Here is a 16,063-nt window from a genome sequence, read left to right on the forward strand (position 1 = left end):
ATTATGGTGCAGCCAACGCGCATGGCGAATAGCTTGCAATCATCAAACAATTGCAGCAACGAAGAGCCTGAAAAGCGCCCCAAATCAAAACCCGCCACAACGCGTTCGGGCTTTGATTTGGCATTAAAATGCTGTAGTATATCGCGTTTAGCGAAGGATATTGTTGATGGCTGCGAGCTCCATTCCCCACTTCCACAACACGCTGGGCGTGCGCGTTATCCATGTTGGCTCGCGGGAATTCATGTGCATCGGCGCGCTGCCGCCCTTTGATCATCCGCACATCTACATTGATATGGGCAGCGATTCGGAAGCAGTCTGCGGATATTGCTCCACACATTACCGTTTTGACCCCGCTCTCGCGGAGGGCACCTGCCTTCCTGCTGAATGCTTGTGGAATGATAAGCCCGACGAGGCACCCACAACTTCCTCAGCTGCCTGACCCCTGAGATTTTGGTGCATTATATGTCCAATTCGACCGACCCTATCATAGTAGCAGGAGCGGGAATCGGGGGCTTGACCGTTGCACTCATGCTTGCGCGGCGCGGTATTCCTGTCACCATTATTGAAAAGCGCACAGCCCTTGTGGAAGCAGGCGCTGGCATTCAGATATCGCCCAATGCAAGCCGTATCCTCATTGATCTAGGTTTAGGCGCGGCCCTAGGCCGGCGAGCGGTAGAGCCTAAACAACTTGATATCCGATCGCTCAAGAACGGGCGGCGACTTGGTGTAATGCCCCTCGGTGAAAAAATGCGCACCCGCCACGGTGCGCCTTATTGGGTCATTCTACGGGCTGATCTGCATGATGTGTTGCTCGATGCAGTGCGGGCGGATTCGCGCATCAAGCTGCTTGTGGGGCGCCAGGTAACCGGCGTAACTGATCACGATGATCACGCCAGCGTGCAGATTGAAAACACGAACGGCGCTTTACAAACTGTCAATACGCCTCTTTTTATCGGCGCTGACGGTGTCTGGTCGCAATCACGCCGCCATGTCGGCGATGGAGATGAACCGCGTTTCCGTAATTTCGAGGCATGGCGCTGCGTTATCTCGCACGATACGCTGCCCGAGAAATTCCGCACTGATGAGATGGTTGTCTGGCTTGGGCCCAACGCGCACATCGTGCTGTATCCGGTTTCGGGCGGCACAGCGTGGAACATCATCGTCATCGTGCGTAGCGACGAGAATGTGCAGGATTGGGGCCTGCCAATGGATCGCGAACGCTTTGAGAATTTTGTCGCCAAACTCTCCTCACCTACGCTCTCGGATCTGCATGAATTGCTTTCTGCGGGCGAGAACTGGCGTCTATGGTCCCTGCACGATGCCCTGCCCGCCATACGTTGGAGCACCAACCATGCCACGCTGCTGGGCGATGCGGCTCATCCTGTCCTGCCATTTCTGGCACAGGGCGGCGCTCTGGCCATTGAGGACGCCGCAGTACTGGTCAAGTCATTAGGGGAGCACCCCGGCAATACGTCCGCAGCCCTGAATGCTTATGAGCAAGAGCGCTATCCCCGCGTACGCCGCGTTATGGAAGAAGCGCGCGCTAACGGGCGCTCCTTCCATTTCTCCGGCCCCATCGCCATGGTGCGTAACATGCTGCTACGTCGTTTCAGCGGCGAATACCTCAATGCACGCTACGACTGGCTCTACGGCTGGAGAATGCGCTGATCTTCGCGCCATGGCAGCTCTCAATCCGACATTTTCTGCACGTCCCACACTACTCATGGATAGTAGCCACTATGCCACGGCTCCTGAAAAGCCCCCCCGGCATCAAGCCAAAAAGTGGGTACCGCTGTTTGATTTGATATTTCAATACTCCCCTATACATAACCACTTAATTTTTCAGACACTTCTAAATACAAACAATATATTAAATAAAAAGAAAACAATTAAGAGGATCGCAATTTTATTATTATAATTATTTGAAAAGATAAAGAATTAAACATTACAGAAATCATGAATTAATATCATCACTGCAAATTAATTTTGCTGATCACATAATAAAATTATAAACAATATTAAAAAAATGAGTTGATTTTTGTGATATTTTTATTTTTTCTTAAGTTGTAGCTTAAATATTTATTTATGCTATAAAATTTAAAATACTCATGCCACAATCTAACAAAGAAGAAAAAAGCATGTCAATGAATGCTGCATTGGGCGCTGGACCCGGTATCGGCGAAAGCCTTGGTTCTGCACCGGGCACCAGCGCTTCCACAAGCATGGGCGGAGGAAATGGCCCTACCTCCTCTTCTAATATTAGTAACGTAGCTAATAACTATGGACCGGGCATCAATTCCAGCCTCGGCTCTGCCCCCCGGTGCTTATGCTACTACTAACATTACCGGGAGATCGAACATCGGTAACGGTCTTGGATTTACTCCAAATGTTATCACTCCCGCCCCTGCTACTGATATGGTGAATCATCATCAGACAGTAGTCGATCTTCTTACTCCCGTTATCCCAGGTTTTACCCCAAATAATACCATTGCTGCTCACAACCTTGCCGATAGGCAAGTAGAGCAACATGTTGCTGAATGGACGCACACCCAAAACGAAATTAATAATTTGGGTAATTCAGCTGGTATAACTATAGGTTGCGCGGTTGGTGGGGTTGCAGGAGGTATTGTTGGACTACCCGCTGGCCCCGCAGGTTCTATTGCCGGTGCTGGCATGGGATGTCTTGCTGGCGCTGTAGTTGGCGCAACTGTACAGGGAATTGCAAAAGATTTGTGATCCAATAACTTGAAATACCCTAACTAAAATTCCTGCACCTAACAAAAACTCATACTATTGCATACATAACCATGCAATAAGTAATTAGAAGAGCACGCATATGATAAAGAAAATATCAAAACTGCTTATAGTGGTATTAATTAATATAATTTTAGTTTATTCATTTAATATGCTAACTGCATTTCTACTTGATGCATTTCATATTAACATGAGTTTTGAAACAAAATTTTATATTGATAGAATAAGCACCTTAATCATTAGCGTTGCATGTGCCTATTTTGCTATGCCGTATATAGCTGATGACTGGATTAAGAAAAATAAAAGAGTTGATATAAATCAGGATTAAGATCATCAACACGATCGGAGCTTCATTGGCAATAAGGTAGCAACAGAAGCACTGAAAAATATGTAAGGAATTTGCTTAAATCACCATGTAGGTGTTCGTTAAAATGCGTTGATCTTATTGCATCAAATCAGAAAACAAATATCGTCTTGCGTCAGGGCATTACACCCTGACGCTAAGCTCATAAAGTCTTGAGTTATCTTTTATCATTCAAATTCACAGCTGCTGCTGCGCGAAGGCATCGCAGCTTGCGACTTTTCCTGTCTGAAAGCCACGCGTAAACCATCGCACACGCTGGGCAGATGTTCCGTGCGTAAACGAATCTGGCACTACCCGTCCCTGAGAAGCCTGTTGCAGGCGATCATCACCAATAGCCGACGCCGCATTCAGCGCCGCTTCGATGTCGCCGGGTTCCAGCGAATTCCAGCCGGTGTTACTGTGGTACGCCCACACACCCGCCAGACAGTCAGCCATCAGCTCTACCCGCACGGATAAGCGGTTAGCCTCCGCTTGCGATGATGCTTGCTGTTGCGCTTGCTGAACCCTTGGCAGAATGCCAAGCAGATTTTCCACATGATGGCCAACTTCATGCGCAATTACATAAGCATAGGCGAAGTCGCCCTCTGCACGAAAACGGGTGCGCATTTCTTCGAAAAAGGCAACGTCGAGATAAACCTTCTGGTCCAGCGGGCAATAAAATGGCCCCATCGCCGATTGCGCAATTCCGCAACCCGACCGCGTGCCACCTGTAAACATCACTAGTCCCGGATCGCGATAAGCCTTACCGGTTTGCTCCGGCAATACTTTTGCCCACACATCTTCCGTGTTGCCCAGCACCGCTGCTACAAACTGCCCATCCTGATCCTTGGGCGTGCCAGTCGTGCTTTTTTGCTCCGTAACGTATCCGGAAGAGCCACCAGTTAACATCTCGGCCCCACCAATCAACAAGCGCGGATCAATGCCCAGCGCCCAGCCGACAAGACCCAGAATCACAATCGCACCAAGACCAAGCCCGCCGCGCCCGCCGCCTGAAGGCATACCAAAGCCGCCACCTCGCCGATCATCAACATTGTCAGATCTGCGAAAATCACCCCACCGCATGTCGCCCTCCTGCAAGACGCAGCCCACTTTCTATACATAGCGCTCTCAGCGCCAAGGCGAAAGATGATTATCTTGATGTGTATGACACTGCCAATCTTGCTTAATATGTGCATAGCAGACTTGACGCCCCCCTCAGGTTCGTGGCAGAAGTCAGCGCAATTGCCGGATTAGCTCAGCTGGTAGAGCAACCGCCTTGAAGATTACGAGTGCCTCGGAAGAAATTCCGGGAGTAGAACTGCCCAAATTCGGGGAACGCTAACGCCGCATCTGTTAAGGGATGCAGCCATGCCAATCCCGAGCCAAGCCCCACCCTCGGTGGGGAAGGTGTAGAGACTAGACGGGCAGCACCTAAGGTTCCTTGCGAACTATGGTGAAGGGATAGTCCAGCCCACGAACGGAAACGGCAGCGAAAGCTGAAGTGGGATGGTAAGCGGTAGGTCGTTGGTTCGATTCCGACATCCGGCACCATTATTTGCGCCAACCAGCAGCGCAATTTTCATAAGCTCATTTACGCAATTTTAAAGACGGCTTTTAGCCGTCGTTCATTCTGCTTGCCATATACTAACGCCACGGCAGTAGCTTGGCATAGCATCCTGAAGCATCCCCATTTCTGCCATTCTGCTGTGTTGTATGCTTGGCATTCCAACTAATCTACCGATACAAGCGACGCACGTTGAAGGCTCTTAGCTCAAAGGACGCGCGGGAGTGGATTACGAAAGCGACCTTTTGAAATGACGACCAATGGATTCTCCCCCCTTCCGGCGGATATGAAAAGCGCTGAACAATCCTTGTCAGCGCCGGTCTCACGCTATGCCGTAGCGCCTATGCTTGACTGGACTGATCGTCATTGCCGCTTTTTCCACCGTATCATGTCCCGTCGCGTGCGGCTTTATACGGAAATGGTCACGACCGGCGCGATCCTGTTTGGAGAGAAGGCACGGTTTCTTGATTTTTCTGCAGCAGAACATCCAATCGCTATGCAGCTTGGCGGCTCGGACCCTACTGATCTCGCCAAGACCGCGCGCATATGCGCTGACTGGGGCTATGACGAGATTAATCTGAACGTGGGATGCCCATCGGACCGCGTACAAAATGGCCGGTTCGGTGCCTGTCTGATGCGCGAACCAGCGCTTGTCGGCGAATGCGTAGCAGCGATGAAGGCTGTTGTCGATGTACCAGTCACAGTCAAATGCCGCATCGGCGTTGATGATCAGGATACGGAGGAAGCACTTGATGCGCTGACCCGGACAGTCATTGCAGCTGGTGTTGATGCGCTTGTCGTGCACGCCCGTAAGGCATGGCTATCTGGCCTAAGCCCTAAGGAAAACCGCGATATCCCTCCGCTCGATTACGCCCGCGTGCATCGTTTGAAACAAACTTACCCGGCCCTGCCAATAACCATCAACGGCGGCCTTGCGACGCTTGAGGCAGCAGAAGCAGCCATCGCAAGCAGTATCGACGGCCCCGCACTTGACGGCGCCATGATTGGTCGCGCAGCTTATCAGAACCCTGAAATTCTGCTGGGCATTGATGCACTCACAACCGGTGAAACCGCCCCTGTTGCTGATGGCTTTGAGGCTGTTGAAGCTTTCTTGCCCTACATCGAAATGCAGCTGCAGCAAGGCGTGCGCCTACACCAAATGACACGTCATTTGCTTGGCCTGTTTCCTGGCAAGCGCGGCTCACGGCTTTTCCGCCGCCATCTGTCCACCGAAGCTATCAAGCATGGAGCGGGCATTGACGTGCTTCGTACAGCGATTTCTTTCGTGAGCGATGAAGAGTTGCCAGTTGAACCACAAGTTCTGGATAAAATCTCATAACAAACCAATTTCTTATTGTGGCTATCGCTTTTAAAAATCAGCAAGCAAACAATCTCAAGGATACGCTGAGATTCCCATCCGAGATGCGCGAATATAAATGCATCCGAGGGTATTATGCGGTAAGAAGCAGTGATTGGCCACGGTGGCATTCAGAACGGTTGATAGTAGAGTTATGACGGACAAAGCGCAGATTTTTCTCATTTCACGCCCCATTGATGATGCTGAGGGCGCTATCGATACGCTTATGCAGGCTTGTGGCGAGGGCAATGTCGCAGCAGTATTGCTGTCATTTACCTCGGAAGACGAACGCACACAGATCAAGGCCCTCAAAACAATTGCTCCAGCCCTTCAAAAGACCGGTGCTGCTGTCATCGTGGCCGGTTCACCCTCAGTCGCATCGCGCGGTGGGGCGGATGGCGTGCATGTTTTATCACCAGGCGAGCCTGTGCAAGACGCGATTGATGCCCTGAAACCAGAGCGCATCGTAGGCGTTGGCGGCCTGCGTACACGCCACGAGGCGATGACGATCGGCGAAATGGATGTCGATTATCTCCTGTTCGGCGAACCACGCGCTGATGGCAGTTTGCCTGAGCTGGAAAGCACACTGGAGCGTGTTTCATGGTGGGCAGAAATTTTTGCTGTTCCCTGCATCGGCTTTGCTCATTCGCTAGCGGATATAAGTGAAATCGCCGCGACGGGAGCAGAGTTCGTGGGATTGGGCGAAGCCGTATGGGCGCATCCTGCAGGAGCGGCCGCTGCTATTGCCGAAGCACAGGCGATCATTGCCGCCACACCGGTAGGGGACGAGCGTTGACTGCAACACCGCACATCGCAAATATGAGCGCAGTCCGCCTCTTTAAAAGCTCGCTCAACTGGCGTGCTTTGTTTGGTGCGGCCATTGTGTTTTGTATTGCGGGTGCGGGTGCGTATGCCCAGACCAAGGGACGTGACGGCAAGCCATCGGCGCCCGTCAACATCCCTTTCACGGGCACTTTTGGGCTGCCTAACAGCAACGCAGCCGCCAGTGATCCTGTCACTTTGCCTTCGGGGGAGGCTTTCCCGCGACCTGCAAAGGGTTTTCTGCCTTCTCCTGCGACCCAGCCACATGGCGAGGAAAATTTCCCTACATTGCCTGATTTCAAGGCTGATTACACTTTCAGTGAGTACCAGCGTGGCTTTTACAAAGCTGCCTTTCAGGGTGCAACCATTCGTGCCGCCCGCAATCCGCATGACGGCGCAGCCAGAACCCTGCTCGCTGAGCTTTATGCCCAGGGACTTGGGGTGACGCGTGATATGGCCAAGGCTGAAGAATTGTATCAGCAAGCCGCCAATCAAAACGATGCAAACGCCATGTTCGCGCTTGCCATGATCAAACTGAGCCAAAGCAGCACTGGTGCTGAATCTGAAAAAGCGTCAAAGCATGCAGAAGCCATTTCATGGCTGGAAAAAGCAGCAGCAGCCAATCATCCGCTGGCGAATTACAATCTCGCCGTTGCTCTGCTTGGTAGTCGTCGCAACGTTGATCTGGTCCGTGCGGTCGATTTGCTGCGGAAGGCTGCTGAGCAGGAAGTGCCGGATGCTCAATATGCGCTCGCCGTTCTACTCCGTGAGGGGCAGGGCGTATTGCAAAACAGCATTGAAGCCGGCCAATGGATGAGTCGCGCTGCCACAAACGGCAGTCTGACGGCCCAGGTAGAGCTTGCAATCATGCTGTTCAATGGCAATGGCATGGCAGCCAATGAGGTGCGTGCAGCACGGCTATTTGCCTTGGCCGCTGGGCGCGGCAACGCAATTGCGCAGAATCGGCTGGCGCGTATTCTTGCTGCAGGGCGAGGCATGCCGAAAGATCTGGTGGAGGCTGCCGCCTGGCATATGATGGCATCAAAGCAAGGCAGGTCTGATCCATGGCTCGACACAGAGCTCAAAATTTTGACGCCGGAAGAGCGCAAACGTGCCGAAGACATAGCCCGCACTCGCACAGAAGACCTCAACTTCGGGCTGGAGCCATGAAACTTGACCTGATTTGTGCCTGAAACCTTGACGTATGCATCATCTGCGGGCAGATACGTCGCTTGTTTCTCATCTGCCCTTTCCTTTTCCTCCGGCTGATTCCGGCTTGTTACAGGCGCGTTTCCCATGATCCGTTCTCCCATCATCACTGTTATGACCGATGCTGTCATGAAGGCCGCCCGTTCGCTGAAACGCGATTTCGGTGAGCTGGAAGCATTGCAGGTATCGTTGAAGGGGCCGGGCGATTTCGTTTCTGCCGCTGACAAAAAAGCCGAAACGGTGCTGCGCGATCTGCTGGAGAAATCCCGCCCCGGCTATGGCTTCGTGCTTGAGGAAGGCGGCGTTATCGAGGGCAGTGATACAACCCATCGCTGGCATATTGACCCGCTCGATGGCACGACCAACTTCCTGCATGGCATCCCTCACTTTGCGATTTCTGTTGGCCTTGAGCGGCAGGGACAGATGGTCGCTGGCGTGATTTATGATCCGATCAAAGATGAGCTGTTCATTGCCGAAAAGGGCAGCGGCGCTTACCTCAACAACCGGCGCATCCGTGTTTCGGCGCGCCGTGATCTGACAAGCGCGGTGATTGCAACCGGTATTCCGCATCTTGGAAAAGCGGGTCATGCCAAGTTCATTCATGAGCTTGCAGCTATCATGGTACGCACGGCAGGCGTGCGGCGGATGGGCGCGGCAGCGCTTGACCTCGCTTACGTCGCCTGTGGTCGTTATGATGCTTACTGGGAACGGGGCCTCAATACTTGGGATATGGCCGCTGGACTGGTGTTGTTGCGCGAGGCTGGCGGCTTTATTGCTGACGCAGACGGCGGGGACAATCCACTGGAAACCGGTACCATCGCTTGCGGCAACGAAGTGGTGCAGCGTGAAATGTTATCATTGCTCCGCAACGCGAAGGCATGATCAGGCTAGGCTGATAAACTTGCACTTTCCAATAAAAAACCCCTGTGATGAACCTTCATCGCAGGGGTTTTTTATTATCTAGCCTTAGAAATACGAACCTAAGGGGCGTATTTTATAATTCAGGCACTCAATAAACCTCGCCTAATGGCGGATTAGGAGCCCTGTACACCATAGCCCAATCATCATCCCTTTCAGACAAGGCAATATTTTCGTTGGTTGCCGCATTATCACCAATACCCATGAGCTTCTGGGCTTTAGCATTAATGTTTGCTGGTGCAGATGGCATTCGTGCAGGACGCTCTTGCTGCTTCGGAGGGGTGAGAGCTTCGTTGATAAACTCTTCAAAACGCGGAGCAACCTGCTCGCGAACTGTAGAGCTATTTAAAATTTTTCCTATCGCCTTTTCTTTGGTTGCAGCCAAACCTCTTCCTAAAATGCTAAGTCCTTCCGGTCTTGTAAACAATATATCAATCACAATTTTATTTTCTAAAACTTCAATCTTAGCTGATAGACCCTGCTCCACTGGAGAGCCCAATTCTTTTGCTGCTTCTCCAGAAACATTAGCTAGAATTATATTGTTATCCAAGTCAATCTGCACGTCGACACCACCAGATCCTATTAATCCGGATCTTCCCATGCCTTCGAGCTGTTCCATCATTTTCAATTGAAGTGTAGCATAAATCAATAATGCGTCATCATTACACAGTTTTTTATTAGAAACCTCAAACGCCATATAGCTGTGTGCTGTATCAACGCGCGTAAGCACCATATGAGACACAGATGCCAATGGTTCGGACTGCTCAACAGTGACATCAGATGTCTGGCGGCTGTCAAGATCAGGAAGATCAATCTCGCCAGATTTGTGTGAGGCTTGATATCTAGCAAACTCCCCCTTGAGCTCTTCTAAAGGATCGCCTTTAGGTAAAGGGCTGCATTCATAATCATCAGGTAAAGAGCTGCATTCATAGAAAACATCATCGGGTAAAGGGTTGCATTCATAGAAAACATCATCATTTTTCTGATCAACGCCACCCTGCAAAGCAATATTCATGGCATTGAGCTCAGGAGATACTGTTCTGCTGCCAAAAATCTTCTCATAAACAGAAGAAAAAATGGCTTTTACTCCACCTACAATCTGCTTTACCCATTCAATCGTACGCTCAGTTAGCGGTAGTCCCTGCTTCGGATCTGCCGCCTTAATGACATCACGGGAGGGATGATTAGAATCGAACTGCATCACCTGCGGTGAAACAGAGGTTCCATCCTTGCTTTCTTCTGGAAAATCAAAAGTATCATTACTCGTATAGAGATTACTTCCAGCCTTAAGGGCTTCATTAATTCCACTGGTCATAGGCATACACCTTAAGCAAGAAACTATTCCCATGGTATACTGCCACCACTTAATATGACGGCGCTAAGGAAGATAACAAACGTCCAAGCAATATCTGACAATCAATATGTCATATTTATACCTTAATTCAGCACTTCATGCAACCATTTTCACACACTCCTACTTTTGATGATTGCAAGAATAAGTAAGCGCAGATTCCTCAATATGATATCTTCACAAATCAGCTTGGGCCTGTGCGTGCAATTGCCATTGCTCAATTGCGAAATTGTCCGTAGCCTTCCTATCCATCGAAGCGGTTTGTCTTTTGGTTCGATCGAAGCTGATATGCAATCCGTTATTGCCATTCGTATGCACTGTGGGGAAAATTACGACATATCCAAATCGCAGTTTTCTTCTCTGTTTATTGAAGCATCCAATTGACCCGATAAGCGCCTGTTTTTCAGCAGTAAGCTAAAATCGGTTTGATGCAGAAAACCAGGAACATGACGATGAAGCTTGAGGCTCCCAAACTCTCTGCACCACGAATTTATCTTATTCGTGCAGCGGTGTTTCTCGTGCTGGTCGGATTTCTGGTTCTTGTCTTACACCAACGTATTATCGAGGCATTCCTTACTAACCCTGGCCTCAATGGCTTGATTATTGGCGTGTTGCTAATCGGCATATTGCTTGCGTTGCGCGAAATTTGGCAATTATTCCGTGAAGTTAATTGGGTCAATGCCTCAAACCTCACCGGCGAGGGACTTGCCATAGCCCCGCCCCCCGTGTTGCTGGCCCCCATGGCTGCCATCTTCGGTGAGCGGCTGGAGCGCGTTTCAACCTCAACCTTAACTGTACGTGCTCTACTGGATTCTCTGGCAGCGCGACTGGATGAAAGCCGCGACCTTGGTCGTTATCTCGCAGGCTTACTGGTGTTTCTTGGGCTGCTTGGTACTTTCTGGGGACTATTAGAAACCGTTAGCTCCATTGGTAACGTCATTGGTACGCTCAGAACCAATGGCGATACATCGGTACTGTTCGATGATCTGAAAACCGGACTTGCCGCACCTTTGTCAGGCATGGGCATCTCATTTTCCTCATCCTTATTCGGGCTTGCAGGTTCATTAATTCTGGGCTTTCTCGATCTGCAAACCGGGCAAGCCCAAAACCGCTTTTACACCGAGTTGGAAGACCTTCTCGCCAACACAACAACCGAAAGTATGGCGGAAGAACATGCAGCATCTATTGCCTTGAAAACCAGCACGACAACTGCCCAAAGAGTTTCACAACCACCCTCACCAGAGCTGGCACAAGCGCTCGACAAACTCTCGTTTCTGGTCAACGAAAACCAGAGCAGCCGCGCTGCAACCCAAGCCATGGCCAATCTGGCAGAGGGCATTCAAGCTCTTGTGGCGCATATGCGCAGCGAGCAACAACTCATTCGTGATTGGGTAGAGGGGCAAACCGATAAGCAGGATGAAATCAAACGTCTTCTACAGCGCCTGACAACCCCACCCTCTCAGCGGATTGATTGACTATGGCTCTCTCCCGCTCCCGCCGGGAAGGCCGGCGCATTGATTACTGGCCAGGTTTTGTCGATGCTTTATCGACGCTGGTGCTCTCGATCGTATTTCTATTGTCGGTATTCGTACTATCCCAGTTTTTCCTTTCCCAGGAACTCACTGGAAAGGATGAAGCTTTACGTCGCCTCAATCAACAAATCGCAGAATTGACTGATCTGCTGGCCCTAACCCGCGCTGATAACAAAAGCCTTGAAGACAATCTGGCCACGCTGCAAACAACTTTACAAACAGCTGAAACCGAGAAATCAAGATTACTGGGGTTACTCAATGCCGACGCACAGGCCACAGCATCCGCAACAGGCGAAGTGGGGCGCCTTTCTAGCGAATTGCAAAGCGAACGAGATGTCTCATCACGCGCATTGGCGCAGGTAGAGCTGCTGAATCAGCAACTGGCAGCACTTCGTCGACAATTAGCCGCACTTGAAGATGCGCTGGCTGCCTCGGAGGCCCGCGATCGAGAATCACAAACTCGAATTGCAGATCTCGGCAACCGCCTCAATGTTGCGTTGGCGCAGCGAGTACAAGAACTTGCGCGCTACCGATCAGATTTCTTCGGACGTTTGCGGCAGATATTGGGTGACCGACAGGATATCCGCGTTGTTGGAGACCGCTTTGTTTTCCAATCCGAAGTGTTTTTTGACACCGGCGCCGCAGAACTGCTGCCAGAGGGACAGCGAGAACTTGATAAAGTGGCAGAAGCATTGCGTGAACTCACTGAAGAAATCCCGCCTGATATACCCTGGGTGCTTCGTGTAGATGGCCATACTGACCGTCGCCCCCTATCAGGCGCGGGCGCATTTCGCTCCAATTGGGAGCTCTCATCTGCGCGTGCAATTGCAGTAGTACGGTTTCTGCAATCGCGCGGAATAGCGCCACAACGCCTCCTCGCAGCTGGATTTGCTGAGTATCAGCCGCTTGATCTCGCGGAAACAGACGATGCTTACCGCAGAAACCGTCGGATTGAGCTAAAATTGACGGAGAGATAGAATTCCTCTGTTAAAGTCAAAAGAAACAAACTGAAATAAACAAATTGACTTTTGATAATTAATATGGCTCAATTAAAAGAGTAAATTGCAAGCAACTATAATATTAAATTTTTATAACATTGATAGATCACTGCAATCAGTGAGGTTCTTAATTATGATGAAGAGCATTATTAAACTACCAGGAAATTCTCCGTCTAATGGATTTGAGAATTCTTATTCCGAAATCTCTCATAACAAAAGCATTCATACCATAAAGAAAGAGTTTGGCGTGAATGCATGGTCGAAGATCTGTAAAGCATCCCCATCGCCTTTTTTCGCTACAGTCAATATCACGTTGCGCCCTTACTTTGTGAGCGCGGGGAAGAACCTCGACAACGTCCGCAATCTTGATAAAACTCATTCGCTCCCCGGGCGCATTTGGAATGGCACTCAATTCGCTGTTAAAGCAATTGGAGCTCTTATCGTCAGCCCTCTGGGTGCAGCATTAAGCCTTGCTGTAGGCATTCTAGGTGCACCCATTGCAGTTATACATGCGCTATCATCATCCGCATTTAATAAATATCCGTCTAATTTTCCGAAGACAGAACGTCTGGAAAAGCTTGATCGCTTTTACACTGACTTGATCACAAACCGTGAAAGCGCACATCAGCCGCTCACACCAAAAGGGCAAGATTTATTATACCGCCTCAATCAAGCAATTGCTGGCAGTAACCATAACGAAGAAATAAAAATACTATTCGTTATTGAGAACACGGCATTGTCAGATCTGGTCGCAGAAGGATATGAATCTATAAATACTCTAGATAATATGCGCAGACATGAGGCATCACAAACTCCTGATGCCGACAAAGAATATGCCAGGTTCCTAGTAAAAAAATACCGGGAAATGGGACCATCTGAACGAGAAAAGATTCATGATGATGATGATATGGTAATCATAACCACACAATTGGACAAAATTGACCAACTAAACAAAAAATATAACCTTGCTTATTCAGAGAATACAGGCACAAAGAATCAAAAATCATCCAAAAAATTGACGCTGTCTGAAGGCATTGAAACAATAATCATTCAGAAAGAAGACGTTTCTATAGACGTTACAACAAAAATCACTGAGAAATTAAAAGACAATTCACATTAGGAAGTAAATATTTCTATAGATGAGTGAACGAGAAATCATAAATTAAATTTATTATAAATTATACGTTATATTATGAAAGAAATATTTTTATAATATAACGTATCTCTTCTTTATGCTTGTGCGATATGATGGATGCAATATTTGCGCACAATCAGTCATCTCCCTGCAATCGCCTTTTACGTGCTTGGCGATTAGCAGGACATATTTATTTTTAGAAGACGCTTATTTTCTGAAATAATAAAATACATTAATTAAATTTATCTAGATACATTATATATTTTAAGTATTGCACACAGAATGCAACAGCAACCCTCAATCTGGTACAGGCATATATTGCTCTTAGCTGGTGCATTTCAAAAATCCACAATACCACGATGCATTTTCAGCCAATTATTTGAAGAGCGCCACAGCGCCTTTTTGCAATCGAGTTTGCTAACACTCTCACTTTTATGCACAAATACAATCGATCCTGTGCAAAAACTATCGCATTAAATGTGGATTAACAACAATATTGTGAACAGGTATTGACGTTGCTCGGCTGAAATGACAAACGTTTAATTCTGAGCGTAAGATTTAACCATAATATACAATGCCTTCTTAGTGTTTTGCAGCATGCTAAAATACTAAAGCAATCGTCTTTAACCTAATGCGTCCATGCATTACAAAAATGGAACCAAGTATCATGCCGGGAATTTTGAAAAAGCCAACAAATACATTCCCTGTTACGCATATACTCTGCACCCCGGATGATAAGAGATCTGTGCTTACAAAGGCTTGTGACGCATCAAAAGATTATTTTTTTAACACTTTCGATTGCTTGTTAAATCCTTACTTCGCAAAAATAAATTGCAGCATCAATGATATGCGTTCTCTTAACAACGCTTGCTCATTACCGGAACGTATATGGTATGGCGCAACATTTTCCGCTCAAGCTGCCGCAATAATAGTTATTGTGCCCGTTGGCGGTTTGGCATGCGTTCTGATAGGTGCTGTGGGCTTCTCCTCTGAACTATTGAAAGAATTATCGTTTTCTACGATAGCGGAAGAAAACTCTACGACAGAGGAAGAGAAATACTCAGATAACTCCCTCAAATTACTAAAATATTTCGAGGCGTACACAAAAAAGCTGGATAATAATTGGGCGCATTTGTTATATCCTGAAACTGAAAGAGCTCTTGCTTTGTTGACGCACTTGGAAGTCTGTGAAGATCATTGTTGCAAAAATATAATCATAAAAGAGATAAACAAAATGAACATTGATGATGTTTATTTACCGGGAGAATATGTAGATAATCGTCATAAGAGATATAATGATAGAAAAATTATCAATAAAAATACAATAATTGACAATAGAGATGAGTGCATTCATTATGCTGATCTCATGGAATACCTAGAGCCGCACAGGCTATTGCTAGATAGTCAAATAATAAAAAAACCTGATAATTATGAAGATCTAGAGGATAAAGAAATAAAAAGGCTAATTCTTGAAAAACGAGAAAAAGCTAATATCGAGTACAAAGAAAATAAAGGGCTTTTTTCCTCAATAGAAGCCACAAGAGAAGCATATCAAGAAAAGATTCTTTCTTCATTGAAACCTTCTAAGATAAAATTCCATAATACTCACACTGAAGTACAGAGAATTGAATTTGTTGACGATAATAATGTATGGGTTGCGGCGGAAGAGGGCAGCGTAATGCTTCCAGAGGATGAAAATTTATGTGAAAAAGCTTTTGATATTTTATCTCGAGATATTTTTTCAAGTACTTTTTCAGGTGCTCCAGAAATTACCTCAAAAACTACGTATAAGCCGCAGCGTATTTCAAGAATAGAGTGCGTTAATAGACCCTTTTCTTATGAGAAACTAAAAGATTACCCCATAACAGTGCGAACCTCGAACGGCATCACCGAAGAAATTGCGCAACAAGCTAAACATGTTAGCAAATAATTCTTCATCAATAATTTGAAACGCAGGACCATGAGGACATAAATACATTTCCCGCGTTTCAAATAAGCTAGAAACAGGTGCCTTTCAGGCAACTTTTCTGCTTTGCTTGCCTTGCGCCATCTGCCGAAATAGCTCTCCCCCGCTTCAATT

At 48.0% G+C, this 16,063-nt stretch carries 13 protein-coding genes; 11 read left to right on the top strand and 2 right to left on the bottom strand.

All coding sequences use genetic code 11. The annotated features are described in order from the left end of the window. The first annotated feature begins 166 nt into the window (after positions 1-166). The 3 genes from VRZ32_RS09760 (at position 167) to VRZ32_RS09770 (ending at position 2,736) form a co-directional block, all read left to right on the top strand. Positions 167-439 carry a zinc-finger domain-containing protein gene (locus tag VRZ32_RS09760; protein ID WP_414525542.1) on the top strand — a complete coding sequence of 91 codons (273 nt, stop codon included), beginning with the start codon at positions 167-169 and terminating at the stop codon, positions 437-439. Between the two features lie 23 nt (positions 440-462). After that, positions 463-1,668: an FAD-dependent monooxygenase gene (locus VRZ32_RS09765; RefSeq protein WP_414525543.1), complete on the top strand. Its 1,206-nt coding sequence runs from the start codon at positions 463-465 to the stop codon at positions 1,666-1,668. 612 nt (positions 1,669-2,280) lie between these two features. Further along, a complete protein-coding gene (locus VRZ32_RS09770) occupies positions 2,281-2,736 on the top strand; it encodes a hypothetical protein (protein WP_414525544.1) in 456 nt (151 codons plus the stop codon). Positions 2,737-3,295: 559 nt separating this feature from the next. Here VRZ32_RS09770 and VRZ32_RS09775 read toward each other — a convergent pair. Beyond that, a complete protein-coding gene (locus tag VRZ32_RS09775) occupies positions 3,296-4,180 on the bottom strand; it encodes a neutral zinc metallopeptidase (RefSeq protein WP_414525545.1) in 885 nt (294 codons plus the stop codon). Between the two features lie 767 nt (positions 4,181-4,947). Between VRZ32_RS09775 and dusA the strand changes: the two genes are divergently transcribed. The 4 genes from dusA (at position 4,948) to VRZ32_RS09795 (ending at position 8,931) form a co-directional block, all read left to right on the top strand. Further along, positions 4,948-6,000, top strand: coding sequence for a tRNA dihydrouridine(20/20a) synthase DusA (gene dusA / locus VRZ32_RS09780; RefSeq protein WP_414526189.1), 1,053 nt, complete (start codon positions 4,948-4,950; stop codon positions 5,998-6,000). Between the two features lie 172 nt (positions 6,001-6,172). Then, positions 6,173-6,814 (top strand): thiamine phosphate synthase, encoded by a 642-nt coding sequence (locus VRZ32_RS09785; protein WP_414525546.1) that lies wholly within the window; start codon positions 6,173-6,175, stop codon positions 6,812-6,814. After that, positions 6,811-8,010: an SEL1-like repeat protein gene (locus VRZ32_RS09790; RefSeq protein WP_414525547.1), complete on the top strand. Its 1,200-nt coding sequence runs from the start codon at positions 6,811-6,813 to the stop codon at positions 8,008-8,010. The genes VRZ32_RS09785 and VRZ32_RS09790 overlap by 4 nt, the downstream gene beginning before the upstream one ends. A 126-nt stretch (positions 8,011-8,136) precedes the next feature. Continuing rightward, entirely contained in the window at positions 8,137-8,931 is a 795-nt protein-coding gene (locus VRZ32_RS09795) for an inositol monophosphatase family protein (RefSeq protein ID WP_414525548.1), read from the top strand. A 127-nt stretch (positions 8,932-9,058) separates the two neighbouring features. Here VRZ32_RS09795 and VRZ32_RS09800 read toward each other — a convergent pair whose 3' ends face one another. Continuing rightward, complete coding sequence (locus VRZ32_RS09800; RefSeq protein WP_414525549.1) at positions 9,059-10,282, bottom strand: hypothetical protein; 1,224 nt, start codon at positions 10,280-10,282, stop codon at positions 9,059-9,061. A gap of 488 nt (positions 10,283-10,770) precedes the next feature. Between VRZ32_RS09800 and VRZ32_RS09805 the strand changes: the two genes are divergently transcribed. The 4 genes from VRZ32_RS09805 (at position 10,771) to VRZ32_RS09820 (ending at position 15,913) form a co-directional block, all read left to right on the top strand. Beyond that, the gene (locus VRZ32_RS09805) at positions 10,771-11,793 is read left to right on the top strand and encodes a flagellar motor protein MotA (protein ID WP_414525550.1); all 1,023 of its coding nucleotides are present in this window, start codon (positions 10,771-10,773) and stop codon (positions 11,791-11,793) included. A 2-nt stretch (positions 11,794-11,795) separates the two neighbouring features. Then, a complete protein-coding gene (locus tag VRZ32_RS09810; protein ID WP_414525551.1) occupies positions 11,796-12,827 on the top strand; it encodes a peptidoglycan -binding protein in 1,032 nt (343 codons plus the stop codon). Positions 12,828-12,981: 154 nt separating this feature from the next. Continuing rightward, positions 12,982-13,968, top strand: a complete 987-nt coding sequence (locus VRZ32_RS09815) for a hypothetical protein (RefSeq protein ID WP_414525552.1) — start codon at positions 12,982-12,984, stop codon at positions 13,966-13,968. 682 nt (positions 13,969-14,650) lie between these two features. After that, positions 14,651-15,913 (top strand): hypothetical protein, encoded by a 1,263-nt coding sequence (locus VRZ32_RS09820; protein ID WP_414525553.1) that lies wholly within the window; start codon positions 14,651-14,653, stop codon positions 15,911-15,913. The last annotated feature ends 150 nt before the right edge of the window (positions 15,914-16,063 follow it).

Origin of the sequence: Pseudochelatococcus sp. G4_1912, assembly GCF_047501465.1 — a bacterium.
Taxonomy (GTDB): domain Bacteria; phylum Pseudomonadota; class Alphaproteobacteria; order Rhizobiales; family Beijerinckiaceae; genus Pseudochelatococcus.